Raw genomic sequence first — 26,226 nt, forward strand, 5'->3', positions numbered from 1 at the left:
GTTACTGTTACTTGAATTTCTCCTGCCTTACTTGTATCGTACGCTCCTACTGTTACTACTGGGTTTGGATCTTTATTGTCTTTTACTTCTACTAAATCACCTGCATTTAAACTATCTCCTACATGTACAGTTACACCTTGCTTTGCTGTAATTACTGGTGCCACTGTATCCTTTTCTGGTTTTGTTGTACCACCATCATTTCCATCTCCGCCCGTTGGTGGTTTTGTACCGCCTCCACCATTATTTCCATCTCCGCCTGTTGGTGGTTTTGTACCGCCTCCACCATCATTTCCATCTCCGCCTGTTGGTGGTTTTGTACCGCCTCCACCATCGTTACCATCTCCGCCTGTTGGTGGTTTTGCACCACCTCCACCATCATTTCCATCTCCGCCTGTTGGTGGTTTTGCACCGCCTCCACCGTCGTTACCATCTCCGCCTGTTGATGGTTTTGCACCGCCTCCATTATTACCTTCACCACCAGTTGGCGGTTTCACTTCCCCGCCACTTGTGTCACCAGAAGTTGGTGGTTTTTTATCATTACTAATTGGAGGTATTGAGTTATCTGCAATAGCAACCCCATCATTGATGTTTATATCGCCACCAAATACAAAGTTCTTACTATCCTTATTATCCAAGACAGAAGGATTGTTTGTTGCTGATACTATTGAAGTATTCAAATCTGAAAAACGATTACTTGATTTATCACTGTCAATAACTGATGCTAGGTTTCTATCTGAATTTATAGCTGCGGTTGCAATTGAATCCGTTAAATCATCAAATTTCTTTTTAGTTTTGTTATTTTCAATGATTCCGGCTAAATTATAATCCGAGCTACGTTTTGCATTATCAATGATTTCATCGAAGTCATTAGCGTTTAAATTTTCAGTGGTTTCATTCTTACTTTCATCTTTTTTCTCATCTATCTTCTTATCTTTTTCATTATCTTTTTTCTTTTTAGATACTGAAGTTGTTTTGGTACTCTTCTTTTCCGAAGAAAACAGCGAGCAGCCTGCAACTACCCCAACACTTAGGGTAGTTGCAGTAGTTGCAAGTAAAAATCTCTTGAAAATTTTCGAATAATCTAAAGGCACAATCAATTCCTCCCCATTAATTAACCTGCACTTATAGTTGCTACAGATGTAGCAGAACTATCGGGTACAGAATTATTAATTTTTTCAAGTAAATCTTTATTTCCAACCTTTTGAGCAAACTTTTTAGCTTCCTCAGATTTATTTAATTTCAAATAACTATTAACAATAATTCCTTCTCTTCTACCATCTAGCGGCACTTGATCTCTTAATTTGATAACTTCTTCATGTTTGTTATCTAACGCAGCAATTTCAAAATTAATTAGTGGATTTTTAGTTTTAAGCTCTTTTACCTTTTTCAAGTTATCAACGGCTATATAATATGAAACTACTGATTCTGCAAAATCTTGCTCTAAGTCAATAGCCTTTTGTGCTTTACCGCTTAAAAGATAAGTAAATAAAACTGCCTTTTTATCTTCTTTTCCTAATTTTTTATAATCCACTTTATCAAATTCCAAGGCAGCATCTTGATATTTTTGAACTGCAGATAACCTTAGTCCATTTATTAAATTCGCATTAACTTCTAAACTATTTACATTATTTGCAGACGCAGCCTGTGAATTCTTCAAATTGCTAAAGGCAAAACCTGCTACTACTAATAAAACAATTGATGCGACTCCTATAATAGCGTACTTATATTTTTTCATATTATTTAAGATTCCTTTTTTATCAATTAATACTTTCTCTTCTTGTTCAAATTTAGTTTCATTTGGTAGATCTCTTTCTTTATTTAAATTAATCTCATCACTTTCTGGTTCACTTTTAGCCACAACTGTTTTTTGTCTCTTTTGTGCTTCTTTTATTTTCTTTTCTTCCTCTAATCTTCTTTTTCTTACTTCTTCAAGTTTTTTCTCTTCTTCCTTCCGTCGTGCTTCTGCCTGTTTCCTTGCTTCTTCTTCGGCCCTTCTACGCGCTTCCGCTTCTTCACGTTTTCTTGCTTCTTCCTCTGCTTTTCTACGCACTTCTTCTTCGCGTTTCCTTGCTTCTTCTTCTGCCTTTCTACGTGCTTCCGCTTCTGCTCGTTTTCTTGCTTCTTCCTCTGCTTTTCTACGTGCTTCCGCTTCTTCACGCTCCTTTTCTTCTTCTTCTGCCTTTCTACGTGCTTCCGCTTCTTCACGTTTTCTTGTTTCTTCTACCTCTTCTATTTTCAAATCATTTTCAGAAGTGCCTGCCTGTTTTTGAATTGTAGTGATCCAATCAAGAGCTGGGTTACTATTTGAAGATTCATTTTTAGGTGAATTTACATTTACACTTTCTTCACGTTGGTTCCGCGGTTGTTCTGAATGCTCTTGTGGTATTTGCTCACTTATTGGATCTTTATAGACATCCTCATATTGTTCTTCTTCCTCTGCTAGTAATCGCTCACGTCGTTCTTTTTCTTGTCTAATCCTTTCTTTAATTACGTTTCTTTTTCTATTATTATGCATATAACAACAATGGCCTCCTTTCTATTGGTACCTCATAAATGAGAGTAATTAAATTATTTATCCTTCATAATTAATCATGAGATATTTCTATAGAAAAACTAAGGAAAAATAAAGATAATATTATTTTTTTAAGCATGATAAATAAAAAGAAGGATAAACAGGTAGCACCCATTTATCCTTCTTTTTATTTTACATCTATTGAGTTTTTAGTACATGTTATCCCCTTAATACATCACTTTATTTCCAATTTTCAGATAAAAAAGATACAATACGCTCATCATACTGTATATTCCGATAAATAAGAATATACATTTTCACGCCATATTAAGTTCATCCATTACTCTCAACTTTTCATGTAGTAGATCAAAAATTTCATCTTTATAGTTACATTTCTTCAATTTTTTAATTGCTTCATCCTTTATTTGTGACACTCTTTCAGTTGTTATCATAAGTGCTTTTGCAATTTCTTTATGCAAATATACTTTACTATCTAGAAGACCAAAACATAGATTTAGTACCATCTTTTGCTTTGGGTTTAATACTTCATCAAATATTAACCATATCTCGTAATTTAAGTCCTCAATTACCATCTCATTTGTTGACGGAATTGCTGAACTATCATCATAGAATGGATTTGATATACCTATATCTTCATTTATTGTATCTATATCCAAAGTCATAGTAGTAGCTCGCTTATAATATACGTTGTGCTTAATGACTGTTTCGCTAGTTACATTTAACTCTTTTACTACTTCTTCCACTGAAGGGGTCCTGTTGTACATTTGTAGATATTTATCTTCTAACTCGACATATCTTAAATTAAATTGATTCACATAATTAGGGATTTTAAAAGGCCCAGACTTTTTTTTACATATGATTCCTAACATACTTTTTTGTATCCACCAAAAAGCGTACGTGGAAAAGCAATAACCTAAAGCCGGATTAAAATCTTCCATTGCCCGTAACATTCCCTCATTACCTTCTTGAACCAGATCATCAAACTGTATATTAGGGTGCTTGTTTTTGTACTTTCTTGCAATAGATAATACTAGTCCTACATTCACATGAAACAAATAATCACGTAGATCCTTTTCACCATGTTTGTACCGCTGAAATAATTTTAAACTTTCTTGTTTTGATAGTACCTTATAATTCCCAATTCCCTTAATTTTAAAAGTGTTTTCTTCTGGATTAGCCATTGGCTTAATACTTCTTGCAGTAGAACCTTGTGTTATAGTTTTATTTAATGACTCATCGCGATTCAAGCTGCTATATGATTGATTCATACCCCTATTCCTCCCTTCTCATTTTTAACGAATTGTTTCTAAAAACACCTTTGTCTCCTTTTGTACGTTACTAATCAACTTACAATTCCTTGCGCATGTATTGGCCACTTCTTTATGTGCTTTCGTTTTTCTCAATTCTATATAAATATCGCATCCTTTGCAGATGCTGCTAATACCTTCCATTATTTCTAATTGTCTTCTTCTTTCATATAAAAACTGCTCTTTCGTTTTCTTCTCGCTTACTCGTCTCCCCATTTGTTTCACCTCGTATACATGAATAGTATTATTTAGTAATTAAAAACTACTATCGATATTACATAGATACGAAACTTCGCCCTAAAACTCTTCCAAATTTCTCCTGTATGTATATGATATAGGATTATAACAAAATGTAAAATAAATTATTCTAAAAATTTCAAAAAATTACCGAGATATTAAAATATCCATCATTTCCTTATGATTAAACTAATTATATTTATATAAATCTTGATAATCATTAAGGTTTATATACAATTTAAACCCTGATGACTATCAAGAACACGTATAAAATAATAGATGTTTTATATACAAAACATCCGTTTAGAAAGAGTAAAAATTAAATTTACCTTTAAAGCTTCCAAATTTATATTTTCTCGAACCTCATATGTAATTTTTGTAAAATTAACATAGAAATTTCGATTTTATAAAAAACACTCATTCTAATTATGGTATAGAAAAGTAATTAATCATTTCTATCCCTTATTAATATGTTTTTTAACTTATTTCAATTAAAATAGCGTTTATCTCACTTTCTCTATTGCTGGAATATAATCGTTTAACAGTAAATCATCTAGCCCCTTTCCAAGATTAATATCCCAACTTGCATAATTAATACTTATCCCTTCTTGATAAAGCGCTTGCGCACATTCTAATAACGACCGCTGAACATCTAAATTTGTAATCATATCCATATCTAAAGCGAACGTCGCCTGTTTAACTCCCATTTTTTTTAATGGTTCAATTAATATTCTCCATACTTTAACCCCAGGTATAGATACAACTGTGGTACCATACATTACTTTTTCCTCATTTGTTAAAAGTTCGTCTAAGTTTTCAGCAGAAATATCAGATAGTGATAGGTAAGACTTTGAAATAATCTCCATCTTTTCCCCCACTCAAAACCGTACGTGCGATTTTCACCGCATAGGGCTTGCCATCGGTAATCTGTTCTTATGGACAATGAGCCACCTCGCGATAGTCATTGTAATACCCTTAACTTTTAATATTTTTCCTCAGCTTTTCAATTAACCTAACTCTTTTAGCGTTCCCTTCGATAGCTTCCTTGTTATGCACGAGTTTGTGGCATTCTGTACAAAGCGAGATTAAATTATTAACCTTATTGACTTCATTTAGGGGTAATTTGGGATTTTTATGATGGCAGTTTCCTTTTCCATATAAGAAACATCCACATGCCCTACACTTCCCTTTGTCCCTGTTATACGCATAATCCTTATTCATGATGAACTCGAAATTAGTCATTATCCTGTTTTTATCTTTATGGGCTATATAAAGTTCGTCAGCTTTGTATATTGTTGGTCTACATAGTGGAAGTGTCTTTTCCATCCTTTGCGCATATAATTTTCTACCTTCAGCGGTAAAAGGCGTCATTTCTTGGTTGAAATTTCTGGAGTATTGCACTGGCGTTATCGCACATTTAGTAGCACCTATTTTAATGTTATCTATTTCAATGGCGAAAGTTTTCCAATTATACTTCTCATGTCTTACTCTCCTATTACCAACTGTATATAGTGGTACATAGTGGTTTTCCATGAGTGTAGTGTTTTTCTCATATTTAAAATACGATTTAAACGCCTTCAGCATTCCCCAGAATATTTTGTTGTCAATTTTGCTAAGAGTTTTCTTACTAATCCCTTTGTTGAAATAGTTACTAATGCCAACTAACTTTTCATTGATTTTTTCAATATTTGTGGCAAACCATTCATCATTTGGGCTATATCTTAACTTTTTGACGTAGCTTTTAATTTCTTTTATCGCCTTATTAACTGCTTTCATGTTCGGATAAAGTAACGGAGCATATTTATTCTCTTTTGTTAAACCGAATCTCATATCATACGATAAGAATGTAACCGGTCTGACACGAAGGTCAGTTATAAGAGTTTTCTCCGTAGACAATTCAAGTTTCATCTTGTGTTTTAGGTATTTCTGTGCTTTATTAAGAAGTCTCCTAGCATTACTCTCGCTTGTTGTAAGAATTACCCAATCATCAGCGTATCTAACTAAGTAAGTAGGTTCGTGACCATCCTTTTTAAGTTTCTGATAGGCTGCTCTTCGTGTTTGGTATCTATCGGTATAAGGATGAAATTCATACTCCTTAGCAATAAACCAATCAAATCCGTTTAGATAAATGTTTGCTAGCAGCGGGCTAATTATGCCTCCTTGTGGAGTACCTTTAGTCGTTTTGTGGAATTGTCCATTTTCGACATATCCCGCTTTCAATATTTTTTTAATTATTGCTAACAGCCTTTTATCTTTTATTCCCATATTCCACATAATTTCAACTAGCTTGTTATGGTTAATATTATCGAAATACCCCTTTATGTCACCTTCTACAACCCAAAAAGTCTTACTTCTACGTGCCACATCCCTCATTCTTGCTAGAGCGTGTTCAGTACTTCTATATGGTCTAAATCCGTAACTATGATTGTAGAATTTGGCTTCTGCAATAGGTTCAATAAACATTCTAACTAATTCTTGTATAATACGGTCAATCATGGTTGGAATGCCTAGTGGGCGCATTTGGGATTTATCATTGGTTTTACTATTGCCTTTAGGAATATAAATTCGTTTAACAGGCTTAGGTTCATAATTTTCTATATGACTACTAATAAGTTTGATCAGTTCGTCTTTATCCATTTGTAAGTAATCATCGATCGTTTTACCATCTACGCCTGCCGTTTTGCTTCCTTGATTGCTCTTGATTTTATGAATCGCGGTTTTTATAACTTCTTCATTAGTAAACATTTCTGCAATACCAAAAAAGTGACCGCCTTCTTTCGCTACCAAGTGCATTTCATCCATTAATTTCGTTAGGTCATGTTCTGATTTAATCAACCGTCTTTGTACCTTCAATGAATCACCTACTTCATTCTGAAGATTGAAGTGTTGGTTATCATGAATTAGCTGTTTACTCGGATAAACCTCGTCTGGACGTTGATAAGTTAAGTAGTATTAGATTATCGACTGGTGTCCTTCGCTCCCGTTGGTTTTTCCTCTATGCTACACTTCGGAAGAATCCTTATAGTAACGTCATTGAGCCAACGATTAACACTACTATGACACCTCTGCCAGCTACGTGCTTCATTTGGACTGTAATCCATCCATCACATAGCTTTCAAACGTTCCATTTACTCTATCCCTTCTTTTACGTACCCTTAGATGCCCACTCTCTGCCGGTAAATCTATTGGATTTAATGAACAATTGTTTCCATAGCAAACTACCATTTCAAGTAGTTTGAGTATTCCGCTATAAAGTAGAGCAGATACCATTTACATTCCGTCCTTTTCAGGACTAGGCAGTCACGACAGTTCATACATGGGTTCGTTTCCTCATCATAGGTCGTTTTTAAGGACTACCGCATTACTTTCACCGTGACACAAGGTTTTAGGTTACTTGAATTACGACTTCCCCAAGCTTCATACCGTATAATTTACAGCTTATACCGCATGTTGGAGTATTATAGACACGAAATTTGTTCATTCATCGTGATTAGGAATTTCACCTAATAATTCGAGTAAATAGTTAGATATATTCACCGAATATATCCCCACATTTCCTGCATTACGCAGTTATAGTGGAACGTTTCGCACACTTTAGACTCCCTTCTGAAATCCATACATTATCCTTTTTTATTAGTTCTCCGCGTTCCAAACTTTTCAACTCTCGACTAGGTACTGCTACATGTATTGGCAATGGGTTCCCGGCTCCTGTTCCATGGAATTTCCCACCTGAGCTGATCCAAATATATTTACTTTCTAACTTTAATTGTACTTCACCTAATTTTTCACCTTCATAATTAATTTCATACCATTCTGTAACATCGATTTTACCTTTAAATATAGACTCTATCTTCCCATTGATTTTATAGGTCACCTCTATAGTATTGGGCTGCTCAATAACTTCTGCCTTAAAACTTGGTTTATGATTTTTTACAACTGTCATATATTCAGGATTATCAATTCTACATTGAAAACCGCATATCTGATTATATATATTTCTCTGCGGTATTAATAAAGAATCTCTCCTTCCTGCAAACGTGAAATATCTTCCATCCTTTGTTTCTTTTGCATAAAATCCTGGAATTCCAACAATATAGCTTGTTTTCCCCCCTACTTTTTTTATTAGCTCTTTCGTAGTATCCCAAGGTTTAATAGGAAAACTTTTGTAATTTCTAACATTTATTACTTCTCTTGTAATCCTACGTTTTGATCCCATTAACATTTTAATATGTTCATCTCGCACGTCTAAAAATTCTAGGAATAAAGTGTAAATAATATCAAGGGTATAATCATTTTTCTTCCTATGTTCCTTAATCATCTGATCTTGAGAAAAGTCATATCCCCTTTTTTGATCTTCAGCTATTATATGTAAATAGCCTGCTTCCCCGAATACTGTTTCTGATGAAATTCGTCCACATATTATTTTAGTTTCAGAATCATTAACCATGCACCATCCTTGCTTACCACATATAGGGCACGTTGTTCTATAATATTCAAACCATCTCTCATTACTCCCCTTATTCATGCTTCTCACTGGCCTTAATATTCTACTTGTTACTAACTTTTCAATTGACATCACATATCCCCTTTTCCCTTGATCAAATAAAAAAGCCCTTTGGAATACGGAGGTTAAATACCACACAAACGTGTAATTTAATCCGTAACCCGAAGGGCTTTATGTAATCACTAGAAAATAAAAAAATAACAAGTTATAATAAGAATATACTAAAAATTCTTTATTTAATCAAATAATCTTCTAATATTATTAAACTCCACACTATAATTATACATGGGCATCTCACTGCTTAACCCCTTTTGGACCTTTGAAGCGAGAACTTCTTCGGAATTAGATACTATTTTAGCAATCTATATTTACTAAGCTATAAGGGTCCCCCTTATTAACCGTCCACTAATGTTTTTCTGCTAACTTTTTTTGGTACAGTATACTCTCTACTAACCAATTAATCGCGCTATTAAGCGCATTCTTGTTGACCATAATCTATTTCTTGTAAACAATCATCATAACATTATATTTTGTTCAAAATTAATTAATCCTACTCAAAAACACTTTAGAATAAGGACTCTAAAACAGTCATATAATTATCAATCTCATGTTGATACCAACAAAAAATCAACACATCTCACCCGCATTTGACATTGACATATCAACTGAGATTAACATGTCGAATGAAGCGCACAAACTTCATCACTAGTATCCACTGGTTAACATCAACATAACATTAACAAGCAGCTACTTATCAAAAACGTTTGTACCTATCTAAACTTCAAGATCTATATCAGTTGAACATTAGTCCATTCCAACAGATTGCACGGAAATAAGTTGATTAATAAACTACGTTTGAAGATGTTTCAATGCTAGTAAGACATAAAAAAGAAACACCATGAAACTATCAATCTCATGTTGATACCGATGAAAAGATAACTGGTTTTTAATCTCTCATTTGTTATTAACATGTTAACTAAGACTAACATGTTAACCAATTGTTTTCTTTTGTTATCGATATCATTTTGAATAAGATTGACATAACATTAACAATAAGGTGTCAAAAAAGAAGAATCGTTTATAGCTTTCAAGATTTCAAAATCTATATCGGTTGAAATTTTTCTTCTGCGGCAGTTTTCCCGAAGTGAATCTAGTGACGATCTATCCTAGAAAATGTCTTGACACCATCAAAACATAGTTAAAAATTTAATCAGGATAATTAATGATGACAGCATTTTACCCTTTATTTATCATTGACATATAGTCTAAAAACAACACATAGAAAGGAATACTTTTTGTATTGTTAATGTCATATCGATATTTTTTATTTAACATTAATATGACATTAACAATTATGTAGTTGTAATACGCATAAATACAGATCTTGGGTCTTCGAGATTTGTATTAGTTATAAATTTATCTACTACAACAGATTTCTATTGAAAAATCAAAAAAACACACTCTAAAAGAACTATAATTGCGCTTAGAAACTAACAAGAACTCCATGCAGTTGATAGTTTCTTATTAGTGACACCAAAAAATCAACAGTTTTCTCTTTGTTTGTCATTGATATATAACCTGAAATTGACATGTTAAGCGATTATTTTCTTTTTGTTATCGATATTATTCTAATCGATATTGATATGACATTGACAAGAAGGTGTCAAAAAAGGAGAAGTGTTTATAGCTTTCGAGATTTCAAAATCTATATTGGAGAAATTTTTCTTCTGTGGCGGTTTGCTCGAAGAAAATCTAGTGATGATCTATCCTAGAAGTTGTTTTCGCACTATCAAAAAATAGTTAAAATTTAATCGCAATAATAAATGACGACAGTAATTCAGTTCTTTTCAGCCTTTGTTTATCATTGACATATAGTCTAAAAGCGATACGTAGAGAGAAATGCTATCTATATTATTAATGTCATATCAACAATTCGCATTAAACATCGATATAACATTAACAATTATGTAGTTGTAATACGCATAGATGCAGATCTTGGGTCTTCGAAATCTGCATTAGTTAAAAATTTATCTACCACAACAGGTTTCTATTGAAAAATCAAAAAAAAGAAAACATCCTAAAAGAACTATAATTGTAGCTAGAAACTAACAAGAACTCCATACAATTGATAGTTTCTTATTAGTAACACAATAAAATTAACGGCTTTTTCTTTATTTGTAATTGATATGTAACCTAGAATTGACATGTTAATAGGGCTAGTTATCCATTAATAGTAGTGTCACATCAACTATCACCCATACGTATTGACATGACATTAACAATCATTGATTCTAAAGTTGAAAATATACATACAAATAGAGTTTTAGATTCTACATCTATTAAAAGGCTTTTTTCTATAGCAAAATTCACTGGATAATTTAGAGAAGATATCATTCTTGAAAGTATTTTGATAGTAGCCAAAAACAATAAATCACTTTTTATTACTTCCGATTTAAAAGTAGCAATTGTATAAATCAATTTTGATTATATAGAGATCACTTGTAATGGGTGATACCCCTTAAAAAAGTAGGTTTATATTAAACCACATAAAAGTACTTCAATAACCTATAATAGCCTTTACGTACATTCTAAAGACCTACTGAAGCCAATAAACTATACATTTCTTAGCTTTCTACTACCGATTATCATGAATTATAATAAATATAGCCCTTTCTTTATTATTAGTATGGGCTTTTTGTTCTACATTTATACATACTTTTTAGCTTTTAAGTCTTTAAGTTTAATGCTATTTCCTTATAATTTATTTACAAATCACTAATATTTTCTTATCATTAATATATTGTAGACTAATTTGTTAATTTCATAGCAACAATAATCATTAATAACTAACGGATTATCAACAGGACATTAACAATATTTAATTCAAAAGCTGATTTATCAACTTCATGTTAACAAGTGATGCTTTATATATCAATGACACATTTCATGTGAATGTCAATCAACAAAGGTGTTGAGGTTTATATCGCCGAAAGATACTTAACATGTTAATCTCATTTTATATGTTAATTACATTTTGCTATGGCTATTATATTTCAAGGAGGTATAACGATGATTGAACAAGATAACAAAAATACAACTGAACATATGGAGTCCAATAATACAAACTCTAGTCATGAAGATACTTTTGAAAAAGCTTGGCGAATAACAGAGTTTTCTAAATTAGTAGGTCGACATCATAACACTGTATACAATTGGTTCAATATCCTAGAAGAAAAGGGGTTACACGGAACATTAAGAACCAATAATACAAACGAAAAGTTATATAACACACTGGATTTAGACATAGCTTTATTTATCAAACTAAAAAGGGATGAAAAGTGGTCGCTAGATGCAATTATTGAGCTTTTACCACATCAATTTGAACTAAGACCTGTTTCTCCAGAAAATCAAACCAGTGAAGTCTCATCCCAATTAAACATGCAGGAAGCTGCAGCGACTATTGAAAAAATAGTAGAACAAAAAATTCAAATGCATTTACAAAACATTGAATTAGAGTATCAAGGAAAGTTCGAAGATGCTATACGTGCGGTGCTACCTGAACCAGAAGACCCTGAAAGGTTAAAAGAGCGCCAAAGACAAGAAAGACTAGATAATATAATTATTCAACATAGAGCGCGTACAGAGTTAAGAAAACAAGCTGAAAAAGAATGGAATACACAGCCAGAAGAAACTCGTATTAAAAAAGTGGGTTGGTTTAAAAAAGAGGAAGATCTTGCGAGAAAACAACTTTTCATAGAAAGCTATATTGATGAGAACATGATTGAATACATGCAAAATGTAATGAAAACAGAAAAATAAGCCTGGAAAATTCCAGGCTTATTTTTTATTTTGTTCCGAACATCTTATCAGGATCCATAAATGCCGCTAATTCTTCATCATTTAGCTTTTGCGGTTCTTCATCTTTCTCTGGTTCTAATTCAAAGTAATCACCAAAGTTAATATTGAAATCATCGTCCGAGTCTTGCGCTTCAATAGTAGTAATTTGAGACTTTGTATATTGAATTTGACTTTGTTTTTCCTTAAATTCATTATATTCTTCTACTAATCCTTTAGATAATCGAGATGGTAGTGCATCTGTCTTATAGAAAGTATACACGCTACCCATAAAGTCATTTTTACTAACTAAATAACCATTAAAAACAGTTCCATTGATTGGTAGTTTATTTGTTACTTCTACTTTTGCATCATCCATAAATGAATCATCAAGGTTCTTCTGTTCATCTAAAATTGCTAACATCCCAAAATGATGTACCTTTGATGCCTCTAAATCTCCATTTTCATTTGTCTTCATCAGGTCAATAGGGTGATGGAATGAGCTTCCTTTCAATGATTCTGAGAACATATCTACAATTTCTTTACTGTTTTCAATTTGATTCATATTACGTGAAACCTTATTAATTACTAAACAACCTGTTCTTTCTAGTAAAATTCGTTTAAAGTCCTGAGAATCTAGAATTACTGATGTTCCTGAACCGTTTGCAGCTGTATTTAACTCATGAATAATATCTCCAATACGCTGATTTGCATAGTCTCGTGAGTTTCCGATGCCTTTTTTCTCATTCTCGTTTAATCCCTTAAACTCATCATAGAAATGTTGGTTGTCTGCAAATACAACAAATGCAACGCCTTTCGCTGGATCATTAGCTAACTTCCAAATTTCTTGTGAAAATTTATTCACCTGTCTTAGTACATCCGGCCCATCTGCTCTAACTGGAAGTGTAACCACAATACCCATTTTAATAAAATCTTTACGTTCAATTGCATTATTGAAAGCAATTCTTGCATACTTTTGTTGATTTTTGATTAATTCTTCTCTAGGAATTTTCATTGCCATACTTTTCAGTTCTTCAGCAATTACAGGTTTATTATGAAAAGCAGTGAATTCTTCAATTGCTTGAATAATTGTAGATGTACCTGTACCACCACCTAAACCTGCAAAAAATAGCACTAACTCATCAGTTGGTCTGACACGTTCCGTTATAAATTCTTTTAGTTTATCCTTAGCTTCTTCATTAGATTCTAACACCTTTACAGCACGCTCAGGATTCTTACCCAAACCACCTAATTTTAGTGAAACTTGGTTGCTTTTTGGCACGTTTTTCAGTTCTGCTAAATCCCCATCATTACTATTCAATGCTAGGCAATTATAAACTGCTGTACCGTCTGTATGCTTATACTCAGCAAACTTATCTACCATTCTAGTTCCAGCTTGACCAAAACCAACCATAGTCATTTTCACTGCTACTTCGTTTTTCAGAAAGTTTTTTGCCATTATTTTATCTCTCCCTTATTCTCATTACTTTTTTTACGTTTGCTTAATTCAACTAATACTTGCTGCCCCCTAATAGTTGAAATTAAAAACTTATACGGATGCATAATTTTTTCTGTTATTAATGACATTGAAGCTAAAGTAGCAACACTACCTTCCGCTGATCTTCTTGAAATGTTAGTTCTTTCAAGTTCTAATGAATAGGATTTACCCTTAGGTTTCTTTACTCTCCTATCAATAACAACACTTTCTACTATCTCATTTATTGAAATACCTCTCATATATTTTGTTTCTTGGTATTGTTTGTTTACTTGAGATCCTATGTAATGAAATACATTGTAGAGTATTTCGTCTTCTTCAATAATGTCTGCAAACATTTCCACAACTTCTTCAGTAAATTTGTTTTGTTTATATTTTTCACTTAATACCTCGTTCAAGTTGTTCCCCCCTTAAAACGTTGGTTAATTATTCCTAAAAATATATTACATCATTGCAAGACGTATATCAAGTCATTATATATAAGACTTATATCAAGTTGTTATATATAAGGCTTATATAAGATTCACAAAATGTAAAATTGAACTAATGTCTTATATACCAACAACAATTATATAAGACGTACATGAAAGTCGTTTATATAAGCGGTAAACAAAACATGTTAATATCAGGTTTCATATAACTAACAATAACTATTAAATTATAAATATGGGTGCAGTATTTATGTATATTTTTATCTAGAATTATAATTCCGATATATAATACTTCTAAAATAACATTCTATTATCATGGTCATTAGATTTATACGTCTTATATATACGAACTACATATAAGATGTGTATAAAAACACTTATCATTAAAGGCTTTATATACTTTCATATTAATTTCATGTCAATAAAATATCACCAATAAATTTCATACATCCTATTTGAAAGACTTATATAAAAGACTTATAAATAAAACGTGTATATAACCCTAAAAAAAGAGTAATACTTCTTGAGTATTACTCTTTTAACTATATAGTTTTATATAAAACCCTTAGTTTATTAAACAGATCTTTATGATCCCGCTTCTTTTTTAATAACTCATTTTTCTGTTGGTTGTCTACAGAAAGGAAAGGGGATGTCAATGTCATGTTATATGTAGTTATTTCTTTTATTAATTTGGAAGTTATTTCTGAGATTTGTAGGAATAGCACATAAAATTGTGATTCATTTTCATTCATTTGATTCTCTTTGAAATTAAGTTCTACAAACTTGTCAGTATAACTTGTCAATTTCATATCAATATAATCACTATAACTAACATGTAAGGTCATGAAGCGATTAAACTCAGATGAACTAATTAATTTCTTTGTTAAGCATAGATGCACTAAATATATCCTATATACAGCTTTAAATGAAATAATATATTTAGTTCTTTTTTTTCTTAATTGGATGTATTCACCGTATCTGTTAATTAAATACCTTAATTGATTAGATTTTATCCTCAAAATTCTACTAACTTGTGCGGTATTATACGTTTTATAAGGATCTAGAGCTGCAAACCTTGTTGGAATAATCTCATGTTCGTTACTTAATGTGTTGGTTACTTTATTATAAAGAAAGTCCGTTTCAAATTCACTTTGTATTATCTTTGTTATTAACCCATATTCTGTGTTCCAATTCCGCATTTTTTCACCCCTTAAATCAAATTGTAACATGCAAAATATGAAATATACACAATTTTCATTTACTTTATTATGTTTATTTACTTATTTCTTTTATGATGTGAATTTTCCTTCTGATTAACAAATACCGCAACAGAATTAAATGCAAGTCTGTATAATACATAGTTTCATCTATGCAAAAGTATATTCACTGTACATTTTATCTATTTTTGATACTCTAAACATATATGACGGAATACATATGACGAACCCTTTTTTTATCATTAGAGTTCGTCATATGTCCTCTTATCACTGTCGAAATACATATGACGAACTCTAATATCAAATTTTCACTTGATAACATTGTAATTTATTACTCACACCTGACGAAATAATATGTATTTTTAAACCAAGAGTTCATAGGGGATAATGGGTTACTTTTTTGTGAATTTCAGTTAAAATATACACTAATCATTTTTATGTTCTGAACTGCTTAATTTATTCAATATTTATTACTTTCATTTCATGACAATTACACCCGATTTTATGCAGATTTCTGTATATTATTTCCATATCAAGGGAGTGTTTAAAATTGAAAAAATCATTTGATCATGCCGTTAAATATATCGTCGGAGAGAATGATCGTGGAGTTTATTTTAATCGTTCTGACATTTTTACAGTCTTATTTTTATATGAACAACGAACAGTATCTCAAATTCAATTACGAAAATTTTATGAATTGATAAGTGGGGGGCCTATAAGTCGAACTACATTTTCATCCAAGTTAACAAAGTGGGCAAAAATGAAATTAATAAAAAAAGAAAATATAAGTGTGAGAAAAAAGCGCGGCTTTACATTGGATTTCGTTTCTATAGCTTCAAAGGGAGCAGAAATATTACATCGTTTAAAATTAATTACTGATTGCAATACCTCGTTTGTTACCAAAAGGCAATATGAACACAATATAGCTATTACACAATTTGTGCTAAATCTACTTGAAGCAGAATCCCAAAATGAACATACCGGTGCAATTGTAGGTGGTAACGGCGATTATCTTTTTCCACTAAGCTCAATTGTGAAGCAAAACTTACATTTACCCAACCTAATGTATTCTGATTCAAATGATGTTTACTTCTTATACGAAGATGAAGAGTATCGCGAAATGGTTCAGCCAGAACTTCAACCCGTTTCCTTCCAACAAGATTTACCTCAACTCGTTTATTCATTTCGTCCATCTAAAGAGTTTTATCCAGACTCAAAGGGAAACCCATTAATCATTCCTGATTGGGTTCTTACATGTAACGATTCTATTATCAATATTGAAGTTGATACAGGAACAGAAAACATTCCATTTCTAGAAAACAAACTGAAAAAATATCTTGATATCGCTGCTTCTAATCCGTCTAAACCGTTTTACGTGTTATTTTCAGTAATCGATGATTCCTATCACACAATTTCTACCTACAAAAAAAGGACTACACGTGTAACAAATTTAAAAAAAGCTTTCAGCAATATACCACGTTTAAGTGTAGTGAATAACCTAGATGTTTACGTATGCAACATGGGTGGATCGGAACTTGTAATAAACAATATTCTTCAAGAAATTCGCGAAATTAATAGTTTAAGCAAAAGTCATCTGCTCAAAAAAATCACAGAACGTTTGAACATAAATTCTTCTTTCCCTTATTCGGTAGAGTGGATATCTAATAAAAACGAAATGCAAGCGAAAGGGATTCAGCATTCTAAACTACTTGAGCTAACAGAAGACATTTTGGTATTACGAAAAAAAGCACCTGATGAAGAAAAAAAATCTTTAGATTACTTAGAAATATTGTGTATATTAACAATACTTAAGGTAGGGGAGGTTAACACACACTTAAAATTACAACAATTATCAGGATTGTTGGCCATGCAAAATCAACACCGAACACTAAACCCAATTAAAATTTTGGGGATATATGAAGCGGATGAATTAGAGCATGGGCAGCAAGCCATTTTTACTGATCTGTATCACAATTCCATAGCACCAGAGAATATATTATTGGCTACTTCTGCTGAATTGCTTAATTTCACCGCTGCTTTTTATTCGTTAAAAGAGAGGGTGAAACAAGAATTTGGAGAATGCAGTTCAAAAGAATGCTGAACTCAATAATGCACCAGGTAATGGGGAGGATCCCAAAGCCGGAAAGAACAAAAAAAATTCCTATACAGTTACAATCGATCTTACAAAAAGCTGGAAATATCGTTTAGCAGCCCGCTCATCTTACTATGTTGTGACATTACTACTTCTGCTAGCTTGGTATTTTGCGTTTAGAGGAATTTATAAATATGCTTCTTTCTGGTCAATACAAATGGGGGCTCCATTACCTACTTTAAGTATCTTCGGTAATCCGTTTGAAACTAATTATTACATTGAAACCTTTTTTAGCTTTTGGATTTTAATTTATACTTGGCAACTATCAACCAAAGTTAAGACCTATCAGGAGATAAAGCGTAGATGGTTTATTTTTTCGATGATGTTAATTGGTATAGTTGCCCAGTACTTATGGGCGTTTAGTGTTCCATTAGCTAAGATATTTATTCCATTCTTACATTCGAAAGCTGGAGAAGTTTCACTAAATGACAAAGGATTAGAGGATACTATACTTTCAAATTTTAGTAATATCATGCACCTTGTATTTGCTATACCTGTAATTATTATTATTCTCGTACTCTTATGGCTCTTTAAGATTTTTTACGAACATAAAAAAGAGCTTTTAGATGAATTCGGAAAATGGGAATACGTATTTAAAATACCTGGTTGGATGCTTTCCTTTTTGAATGATGATCGTCAACGAAAACTTGCTACTTCATTACACAAGTTTTTCACTGAAAAAAATCCATCAAAATTGCCAGACCCTGATATCTTTCTTGGTCCTAATAGTGCGACACGGGAAATGGCAGTTATACAGGGCAAGTCTCTAACGCTTAATATTATGATCATCGGTAACATTGGTACAGGTAAATCAGCTGCACTAGGTTTGCCAATTGCCAATCAAATTCTTGACTATATGGCTTCAATGATTAATAACTTTAAAACCTTATATGCAAGAAAAGATTATCATTCAGAGGATGTAAAAGGAACGCAAGTTAATGGTCTTACAGTTATCGAGCCATCTAATGACTTCTGCGAAAAAGTATATAACTTGGTATTAGCACACAGAATTCCCGAAAGTGTTATTTTCTATTTAGATCCAACAAATCCTGATACCCCTTCAATAAATTTTGTACGTGGTCCAGTCGATAAAGTTGCTGAGATGTTATGTTCAGTATTAACGGGTCTCTCTGATAATGGAGCAGGGAATCCGTTCTTCGTTCAATCTGAGCGTTCTCATCTTAAACAACATATTTATTTGTTAAAACTCCATGATTCTAACTTTGAAGCTAGATTTGAGCATTTAATTGATATGTATAATGATGCTAATCTCGTGTTTGAGATGCATCTCAAATTAAAAGAACGACTTCCGAATGATATTGAATCCATTCCAGATAGGGATGAACGAAACCATTTCCGCATAATGAAACAAGCAGATGAATGGTTTGATTTAAATTATGTTCCTGAAATTTCTGGTGGCCGTGGGGGAGGGGAAGTTGTTTATCATACTGAAGGGAAATACTATGGTCAACCAAAGATTATTGATAAACAAGCAACCTTTGTTCGTGGATTACGAAACACATTAAATGATATTTCTGCTCAACCTCTGCTCCGTCGTGTTTTATGCGGTCCGTCGGATTTCGATTTTGAGAAGCATTTGGAATTTGGAGGTATTCTGTTAGTCAATACAGCAAAAGGGGAACTTTCTGATCTATCTGATGTATTCGGTAAATTGTGTTTATATGCCGTACAGAATGCTGTTTTTCGTCGTAAGCCTAACGTATCTCCTTACCATCCCGTTTTAGTCGATGAGTTTGCGGATTATATTTATAAAGCATTTAAAAGTTTTCCTGCTCAATCACGTAAATATAAAGCACCTTTAATTGTTATTGCACAAACAATTAGTCAATTAGCAATTGAACATGGCCCAAGATTCATGGATATCCTGTTAGGAACATTTCGTAATAAACTTGTTTATGGTGATGTTACAAATGAAGATGCTAAATTGTTTAGTAAGCTAATGGGTACGAAAACAATTTATGAAGCACGTGAAGGTGATCAAGAAATTGATATGGTAACAGCAGAAACGAAAACTCAAAGTACACGTAGAACATCCTACTCTTATTCCAAACTAGAGGTACCCATTCTTTCTGAAAATGATATCTTAATTCAAAAAGCATTCCAGTGTGCCGCTAAAATCGTAAAAGATAATGCTCCACAAGGAGGAATACAAGTAAATGCTAACTTTGTTCCTGCCTCTGAGTTTAAAACAGCTAAGATTGAAGTTGATGCAGAAGCAGCTGCTTATTGGTTAAAAATTCGTGAAGAGTCATTGAATGTGGAAATTAAATATAATGATTATGTCACAGATACAAATGTTGATAGTGAAGGAGCTGTAATTGAGGAATTGAGTGCACCTAAAACAGCACCTACTGCAATAGAAGGCTGGTTACAAACGTTAAATCCTGATACTTACGATTTTTATACTAATGAAGATGATACTGACAATGAAGGAGAGTTAACAAATAGTCAGTCTGTGCAAGATTACTCAAGAAATTCTGCTCCTAAACTAGAAGAGGAAAGCATTACAGCACCAATTGCTACTTCTAATAAAAAAGAACCGGCAAAAATTAATGAAGTAATCGATGTTCATAAAGAAAATGTACCAAATACAAGTAAACATAGAGAACCTATTGAACTTAACAAAAAAGCATCAGTTATTACTGAAACTCCAATAGAAGTGCCAAGGGCGAAGCATACACCACAATATAGAGAACCTGCTTACACATCAACTGTTACCCATAATCAGCAGGAACAGGAAATTCAACGAACTGCAGAAATCAATGGTAAAAATACAACATCTAACTTAACAATGCAATGGTTACAACAAATGGCTGCCACTGTTCCTCAAGAAGAAGAAAATACATTTCCTTTAGATGAAATGGAAGGGGGCTCTCGTCTTCACAATCGTAAAGTAGCAGAAGTAACTCCAGAAAGTGCGGCAATTAAGGATAAACTCAGTCAATATATCGAAGGTGACATTAATCATGATTGATACATTAAGCATATAACGAATATTTCTACTAGTAAAAAGGTGTGGGTCGTAAACTCATACCTTTTTATTATTTCATATGTAACTTCCCCCAAGGAGACCATTTCTTTATGCTAAAATTTAATTAAGTTTGTGAAGAACCAGAAAATGGATTACATAATAAGGGTTGGAGGAATGACAGTGGAGATTGCCAAATTAAATTTGCCCATGGATAGTATGCACTTTTTACTTAATCATCAAATTAAAGGAAATGAATTCGAATGTCTCAATGTAGAATTTTACACCTATTCAAATGGTTTTCTTTTAGATGTAGTGGAATGGACAAAACAAAATGATTTTTCTTTATCGATATTGGATAAAGAATATACAGAAGCGTTTTTAGCAAGTTTAAAGAAGTTTAAACGATACCTTGTTATTGGTAGCAATATGGACTCAGGTAATCTAATTACTATCTACCAGCCTACAGGAGAAATATATGAGCTAGAACATGAAATTACGGAAAGAGTAGAAAGATATTTTGTCAATTCTTCTATAGAGAAAATGTATTGCTGCTTCAATTATTTTAAAAAGTATTTGGTTCAACTAATAGAGCAGGAGTACTACAAAGATTGTGATCTAATAAACACTTTTCATGATTTGAAGAACAAATTAGTGGAGCTTGATAATAACATATTAATTAATGATGATAACTACAATAGACAATCTTGGAATTCCTTATATCACGGCAAGTTAAACTTCTTTTTAAAAAAGTCAAACAAAATATAGATTATTTCTAATGGGGATACTTACGTGAAATAAACTTTATGTTAAATAATAATACAATTGTTTAATTACAAATAAAATTGTTACATCTACAATAAAGGTGTTTAAAAATGTCATTCATTTTATTCGGTTAAAGGGTCATTTTCTTGAATAATAAAAAGGACTATTCATAAGTAAATCGAAGTTAATTCAGAAGCTGTTATGTAGTATAGCATCGGGACGTACTACTCAACATTAAGGAGGAAATCGATTATGAGTGACACACAGACATTACGAGGATTAACCACAGTCAGTTTTTGGACGGATGACCTAGCAGCGGCAAAGAAGTGGTACGCCGAGCTGTTGGGCATCGAACCTTACTTTGAACGTCCAGGATATACCGAGTTTCGCCTTGGCGATTACCAGCACGAGCTGGGGCTGATTGATAGCCGCTATGCGCCCGATGGTTCAGCGACCGGACCGGCCGGTGCTGTAGTGTACTGGCACGTCGATAATGTAACAGCAACTTTCAAAAATCTGCTGTCTATGGGAGCGAAAGAATACGAGGCACCCACAGAGCGCGGCAAGGGGTTTATTACTGCTTCCGTGGTCGATCCCTTTGGGAACATCTTAGGGATTATGTATAATCAACATTATTTAGATGTTCTGGGTTCGACTAGAAAAACGTAACTTCACAGTTCACCGAGGCTTGGTAAGTTGCACTGTGGAGGATAGCGATTATTTATGCAGTGGCAGCTATCTCGAATTATGTTATGCTTACCCCAACTGTTCGAAATTCTGCTACTACTCTGGAGACGAAAAGAACAAGAAAAGTGAAAAGGGTTTCACGAGGTAATAGTAAAGGACTATTTTAGAATAGAGCACGTTTGTACAATAACACTTAGATTTAAACAACTTTATTGTTGTATTTTTAAGTGTAGTAAAGTATTTCACATCAAAAATTAAAAGACTTTATTTTAACCCCTTCTTAAAGTCAGAAAGGGGTTATACGTGTTTTAGATATTAAAATTAAATAACGTTATTGTCATTTTACACTTTATATGAAAGTAAAAACGATTTATTAAGAAACAAAAGCAGATAAGGGATTATCTCCTTACTGTTTATGTTTAAAACTTTCACTAAATAAAAAACAGTAAGGAGTGGTTTCTTAATCCCGCATTGCACCTGCTTCTCGGGAAGTCATTGCTCCTTGGCCTATTCTTACATCATTTTGAATTTCTTGTTTCACTTTTTGCGGATCAGTTTCTGCAAAATTTGGTTTCATAATAGAATTAGACTTTTCTATATCTTTTTTATTATGTTGCATACAAACCCTCCTGACTTTAACATTTGTCAATCTTATTATGTGCAAAAGTACACATGATATCCACCGAGCAAACTAGCACGTTTATGAATTAATACAGGCAGATATGGAATTAAAATAAAGTCGTACCGTTTTGAATACAGTTATACCGTATTATTCCATAGGATATGGTTCTATCTAAATAGGTGTTTTTATAGCTAAAAGGATAAACAATATGTATTCCTAAACCTTTCATCAGAGACGGGTACACGCTCTAGAACAAGAAAGCTGATTGATGAAAGCAACGTTTCTATTAAAGTAGAATCTAAAAACTGTAGAACTATTAATCAAATAGCTGATGAAATCACCTCTCCATTGAAACGACCAAAAATTGTCTACTTTAAATAAAAAGGAAGCACCGGTGAAATGATGCTAATTACTTTTTCATATGGCGAATTTGTTTCTTAGTCATTTCCTGCATTTTATGTCATTCGCCAATCATGTAATGTTAAGGGAGATGACAGAAGAAAGGAAGAATGTACAAATGGGTATAGTAAAAACCGGAAAATTGCAAGTACATGGAGCGAGCATCTACTATGAGGTGCGTGGCTCAGGTCCAATCCTTCTTTTGATCCATGGTGGGGGTGGTGATGCCGACAAGTTCCATAGTATCGCCGACCATCTTGCTAATTGGTATACAGTTGTTACTTACGATCGTCGTGGTCATTCCCGTAGCAACCTCGCGAATAAGACTGAGGATTATCATGTGAACACACATAGTGAAGACGCTCACCGACTGCTAGCCAATCTGACCGATGAACCAGCTTATGTATTCGGAAGTAGTTCTGGCGCTGTCATCGGACTTGATCTGTGCATACGCCATCCTGAGCAGATACAGTTACTAATCTCACACGAACCAGTTTTATTACAACTTTTAACTGAAAATGAGTTGAATCAAGCTATAAAATTCATGGAAGACCTTAAGAAAAATCATCGAAGTGAGGTTATGAAGTTATTGTCAAATATTGATGATACCAATTTCAGATTATCGAAAGATGTACTAACAAAGCGGCTACTCGATAATTCGACGTATTTCACTGAGTATGAAATCCCAGGAATTCTCAACTATACTTTAAATATCGATGCATTAAAGACTCCATTAAAATCTGTATTGATACAAGTACTTCCAGCCGGCGGAAGTTTTTCACAAGAATTTTTTCCTTACCATTGCGCAGTCAACTTAGCAAAACAACTCGGAACAGAGTTTGCTGAGTTTCCCGGACACCATACGGGATACAACACAGTGCATTATAAAGAGTTTGCTGAGAGGTTACACGACGTTCTTGAGAATAATTAGTGAAACATATTGTGAACAAAGTTTACTTCAAAGCAAAAGCAGAATATGAACAAACTAAAAAGAAGCAGGTACCTCTCCAGTTAAAGGTAGCTGCTTCTTTTTACATAGACTCTATAATCATTTGTCTTTCATACCACTTGTTTAGCTTTTCATTAACACTTTTTGAAATACGCTTCATTTTGTTATTACAGAATCTTGATAGTGTAGCAGGGGATAAGCCTATTTCATCTGCTACCTCACGCATTGTTTTATTTTGATGCATATGCTGATACATAATTTTTTCTCGTATCACATCTTCTGATCCTTGAGGAGTTTGTTTTACTGTCTCTGCAATATAATGGTCCTCCTGCTTCTCTTGCATACCTATTACTTTTTTCTTTACCATACTATCTATATTATCCATCAATTCTTTTGGTGGTAAGATAATGATTCCTAATTTGGAGTAGTAATTCTTAAACCAATTACGTTCTCCTATCCTTGTTTCATCCAATTCCTCTGCATACGCCCAATGTGAAATGACACATTCTTTTTCTAAATCAATTAAAACACTTTCTAGTTGTTCACGAATTCGAGTTGGGCGACCCTTTGTAGTTGTAATACCCATTACAGATAGTAGACCTTTTTCCCCACCAATGGAGTATGGTCTTTTTAAAGTACTGTATTGTTGACGGATTCGCCACTGCCAGGATAAATAACGTATTAAACGTTTATGAAACTTGTGTCTATAGCTATTATACTCTAATGCTTTTTTCGATAATAAAGCAGTTGTGCTATTAGATCCATACAAATAGCCTGATAAGAAACTACCTGGTTTAATCTTACAAGATTCTATCCCCATATATTCATTAGTATTCTTATCTCTCCATAACACTACAGAGTCCAGTACGAATAGTCTTTTGATTACTTCACGTTTTACCTCAAATTGTTCCCCAGTTTCAGCTTGATCGTTCAATACTACAACTTCATTATCATCATTCAAATAAATAAAGATGCTTGCTAACGCTGCAATACGTTGCGCTACCTTTATCTTATCTTCTGCACGATAATACTCTACACCGTTTGCTGATGCTTTTGGCATATTACATAATTCTAATACATTTTCATAGCTAAAATCTATGAATTCATCTGGAGATTTAGCTTGATTTAACCATTGTATTGTAATGGTATCCAAACAGTCTGCTGTAAGATCATCCATATTACTAATTACTCCATCAACCAATATAGACCATCTTTCTGCTTCGTTTGTATTCACTAATCTCAAATCCTCATCCTTATGTGAAGATAGTTGTGCAACTCCGCTTGAATTTTTTGTTTCTAATGGCAGTACCGATTTTGCTGCTGCTTCATCTTCTTCAAACTGATTTTTTGCTATTCCATCACGTAATTGATAGTACATCGCGTCATTTGATACAGGATAATATTCGTCAGGTATATCTGCTATATGCTCTTTTATATGACCATGTTCAGGATTTGAAATTTGAGTTGCTTCAACTGCTTCAAACTTTTCTCCAAACTCTTGTTCAATGATTTTATCTAATACATTTTGAATCTCAATTTTATATTTATCTAAATTCGCGTAAATGTGCAACAACGATATTCCTTGTTCTTGTTTCTGCCCCAGCCAAGAAACAAGCGTTGAGAAGGAAGGGGATATATTAGCTGAAGTTACTAATTTATCGTGATTCTCTTGAACTTCGTTATAATATTTTTGCCATTTGGCCCATAGCTGCTTATTTTCTTCATAGATTGGAGCAGCAAGTAGGAGGGCGTCACTAAACAATGCTATTACTTTCTCCATATTTAAGTACCTCCTAACAATGTTATTAACCAATATAACTTAAATCCTAACACTATGAAACGCCATAGCTATATGATGGCTACATAACCTTTAAGTTGAAATGTTATCTGAATAATCCACACAATTATTGATTTTTACGCGTTCTATTGTGGATTATTTAATTTCTCTTTACTTGTCTTTAATTATATAAAACTGCTTCTATTTGTAAAATCATTACTTTACAATACAATTTCAATTTTTAAAAGTTTTTAATGCTCAAATTCAGTTATAGTTACACTTTTAACATCTATATTTTTGATTCATAAAGTTGTAAACCCATGTAGTA

Annotated in this window: 16 protein-coding genes and 2 pseudogenes; 6 read left to right on the plus strand and 12 right to left on the minus strand. The window is 32.9% G+C overall.

What is annotated here, in order from left to right; all coding sequences use genetic code 11:
- The 7 genes and pseudogenes from JDS82_RS27980 to JDS82_RS28010 all read right to left on the minus strand — a co-directional run.
- Positions 1–1,091 (minus strand): adhesin (locus JDS82_RS27980; RefSeq protein WP_199714281.1); only part of this gene is annotated, 1,091 nt, incomplete at its 3' end.
- Between the two features lie 20 nt (positions 1,092–1,111).
- On the minus strand, positions 1,112–2,515 hold the full coding sequence (locus JDS82_RS27985; RefSeq protein ID WP_199714282.1) for a hypothetical protein: 1,404 nt from the start codon (positions 2,513–2,515) through the stop codon (positions 1,112–1,114).
- A gap of 314 nt (positions 2,516–2,829) precedes the next feature.
- Entirely contained in the window at positions 2,830–3,801 is a 972-nt protein-coding gene (locus JDS82_RS27990; protein WP_199714283.1) for a sigma-70 family RNA polymerase sigma factor, read from the minus strand.
- A 24-nt stretch (positions 3,802–3,825) separates the two neighbouring features.
- Positions 3,826–4,056 carry a hypothetical protein gene (locus JDS82_RS27995; protein WP_046960417.1) on the minus strand — a complete coding sequence of 77 codons (231 nt, stop codon included), beginning with the start codon at positions 4,054–4,056 and terminating at the stop codon, positions 3,826–3,828.
- 524 nt (positions 4,057–4,580) lie between these two features.
- Positions 4,581–4,949 (minus strand): annotated as a pseudogene (locus JDS82_RS28000) (DUF3854 domain-containing protein); the annotation flags it as partial.
- A gap of 103 nt (positions 4,950–5,052) precedes the next feature.
- Positions 5,053–6,930 carry a group II intron reverse transcriptase/maturase gene (ltrA, locus tag JDS82_RS28005; protein ID WP_199714284.1) on the minus strand — a complete coding sequence of 626 codons (1,878 nt, stop codon included), beginning with the start codon at positions 6,928–6,930 and terminating at the stop codon, positions 5,053–5,055.
- 739 nt (positions 6,931–7,669) lie between these two features.
- Positions 7,670–8,653 (minus strand): annotated as a pseudogene (locus tag JDS82_RS28010) (DNA primase); the annotation flags it as partial.
- 2,997 nt (positions 8,654–11,650) lie between these two features.
- On the opposite strand from JDS82_RS28010, the gene JDS82_RS28015 reads away from it, so the two are divergent.
- On the plus strand, positions 11,651–12,400 hold the full coding sequence (locus JDS82_RS28015; RefSeq protein WP_064472957.1) for a MerR family transcriptional regulator: 750 nt from the start codon (positions 11,651–11,653) through the stop codon (positions 12,398–12,400).
- Positions 12,401–12,425: 25 nt separating this feature from the next.
- On the opposite strand, the gene JDS82_RS28020 is transcribed toward JDS82_RS28015, so the two are convergent.
- From JDS82_RS28020 to JDS82_RS28030, 3 genes are all read right to left on the minus strand, one after another.
- Positions 12,426–13,874, minus strand: a complete 1,449-nt coding sequence (locus JDS82_RS28020) for an FtsZ/tubulin family protein (RefSeq protein WP_064472956.1) — start codon at positions 13,872–13,874, stop codon at positions 12,426–12,428.
- Positions 13,874–14,308, minus strand: coding sequence for a hypothetical protein (locus JDS82_RS28025; RefSeq protein WP_064472955.1), 435 nt, complete (start codon positions 14,306–14,308; stop codon positions 13,874–13,876). The genes JDS82_RS28020 and JDS82_RS28025 overlap by 1 nt, the downstream gene beginning before the upstream one ends.
- Positions 14,309–14,883: 575 nt before the next feature.
- A complete protein-coding gene (locus JDS82_RS28030) occupies positions 14,884–15,570 on the minus strand; it encodes a hypothetical protein (protein ID WP_064472954.1) in 687 nt (228 codons plus the stop codon).
- A 538-nt stretch (positions 15,571–16,108) separates the two neighbouring features.
- Between JDS82_RS28030 and JDS82_RS28035 the strand changes: the two genes are divergently transcribed.
- The 4 genes from JDS82_RS28035 (at position 16,109) to JDS82_RS28050 (ending at position 22,133) form a co-directional block, all read left to right on the plus strand.
- Positions 16,109–17,659, plus strand: coding sequence for a replication-relaxation family protein (locus tag JDS82_RS28035; protein WP_088080896.1), 1,551 nt, complete (start codon positions 16,109–16,111; stop codon positions 17,657–17,659).
- Entirely contained in the window at positions 17,631–20,705 is a 3,075-nt protein-coding gene (locus JDS82_RS28040; RefSeq protein ID WP_199714285.1) for a type IV secretory system conjugative DNA transfer family protein, read from the plus strand. Before JDS82_RS28035 ends, JDS82_RS28040 begins: the two co-directional genes overlap by 29 nt.
- 171 nt (positions 20,706–20,876) lie before the next feature.
- On the plus strand, positions 20,877–21,467 hold the full coding sequence (locus JDS82_RS28045) for a hypothetical protein (RefSeq protein WP_199714286.1): 591 nt from the start codon (positions 20,877–20,879) through the stop codon (positions 21,465–21,467).
- A 249-nt stretch (positions 21,468–21,716) separates the two neighbouring features.
- A complete protein-coding gene (locus tag JDS82_RS28050; RefSeq protein ID WP_064472950.1) occupies positions 21,717–22,133 on the plus strand; it encodes a VOC family protein in 417 nt (138 codons plus the stop codon).
- 478 nt (positions 22,134–22,611) lie between these two features.
- Here JDS82_RS28050 and JDS82_RS28055 read toward each other — a convergent pair whose 3' ends face one another.
- Complete coding sequence (locus tag JDS82_RS28055; protein ID WP_176359495.1) at positions 22,612–22,770, minus strand: hypothetical protein; 159 nt, start codon at positions 22,768–22,770, stop codon at positions 22,612–22,614.
- 424 nt (positions 22,771–23,194) lie between these two features.
- On the opposite strand from JDS82_RS28055, the gene JDS82_RS28060 reads away from it, so the two are divergent.
- Positions 23,195–24,103, plus strand: coding sequence for an alpha/beta fold hydrolase (locus JDS82_RS28060; RefSeq protein ID WP_199714287.1), 909 nt, complete (start codon positions 23,195–23,197; stop codon positions 24,101–24,103).
- 100 nt (positions 24,104–24,203) lie between these two features.
- Here JDS82_RS28060 and JDS82_RS28065 read toward each other — a convergent pair whose 3' ends face one another.
- Positions 24,204–25,901 (minus strand): helix-turn-helix domain-containing protein, encoded by a 1,698-nt coding sequence (locus JDS82_RS28065; protein ID WP_199714288.1) that lies wholly within the window; start codon positions 25,899–25,901, stop codon positions 24,204–24,206.
- Positions 25,902–26,226: the final 325 nt, after the last annotated feature.

It is taken from the genome of Bacillus cereus group sp. N14, from assembly GCF_016483555.1.
Taxonomy (GTDB): Bacteria; Bacillota; Bacilli; order Bacillales; family Bacillaceae_G; genus Bacillus_A; species Bacillus_A wiedmannii.

Excerpts from the sequence above, each read along its gene's own strand:
- JDS82_RS27985 (WP_199714282.1), bottom strand. The coding sequence starts at position 2,515 with ATGCATAATAATAGAAAAAGAAACGTAATTAAAGAAAGGATTAGACAA.
- JDS82_RS27990 (WP_199714283.1), bottom strand. The coding sequence starts at position 3,801 with ATGAATCAATCATATAGCAGCTTGAATCGCGATGAGTCATTAAATAAA.
- JDS82_RS27995 (WP_046960417.1), bottom strand. The coding sequence starts at position 4,056 with ATGGGGAGACGAGTAAGCGAGAAGAAAACGAAAGAGCAGTTTTTATAT.
- JDS82_RS28015 (WP_064472957.1), top strand. The coding sequence starts at position 11,651 with ATGATTGAACAAGATAACAAAAATACAACTGAACATATGGAGTCCAAT.
- JDS82_RS28020 (WP_064472956.1), bottom strand. The coding sequence starts at position 13,874 with ATGGCAAAAAACTTTCTGAAAAACGAAGTAGCAGTGAAAATGACTATG.
- JDS82_RS28030 (WP_064472954.1), bottom strand. The coding sequence starts at position 15,570 with ATGTTACAATTTGATTTAAGGGGTGAAAAAATGCGGAATTGGAACACA.
- JDS82_RS28045 (WP_199714286.1), top strand. The coding sequence starts at position 20,877 with ATGACAGTGGAGATTGCCAAATTAAATTTGCCCATGGATAGTATGCAC.
- JDS82_RS28050 (WP_064472950.1), top strand. The coding sequence starts at position 21,717 with ATGAGTGACACACAGACATTACGAGGATTAACCACAGTCAGTTTTTGG.
- JDS82_RS28055 (WP_176359495.1), bottom strand. The coding sequence starts at position 22,770 with ATGCAACATAATAAAAAAGATATAGAAAAGTCTAATTCTATTATGAAA.
- JDS82_RS28060 (WP_199714287.1), top strand. The coding sequence starts at position 23,195 with ATGGCGAATTTGTTTCTTAGTCATTTCCTGCATTTTATGTCATTCGCC.
- JDS82_RS28065 (WP_199714288.1), bottom strand. The coding sequence starts at position 25,901 with ATGGAGAAAGTAATAGCATTGTTTAGTGACGCCCTCCTACTTGCTGCT.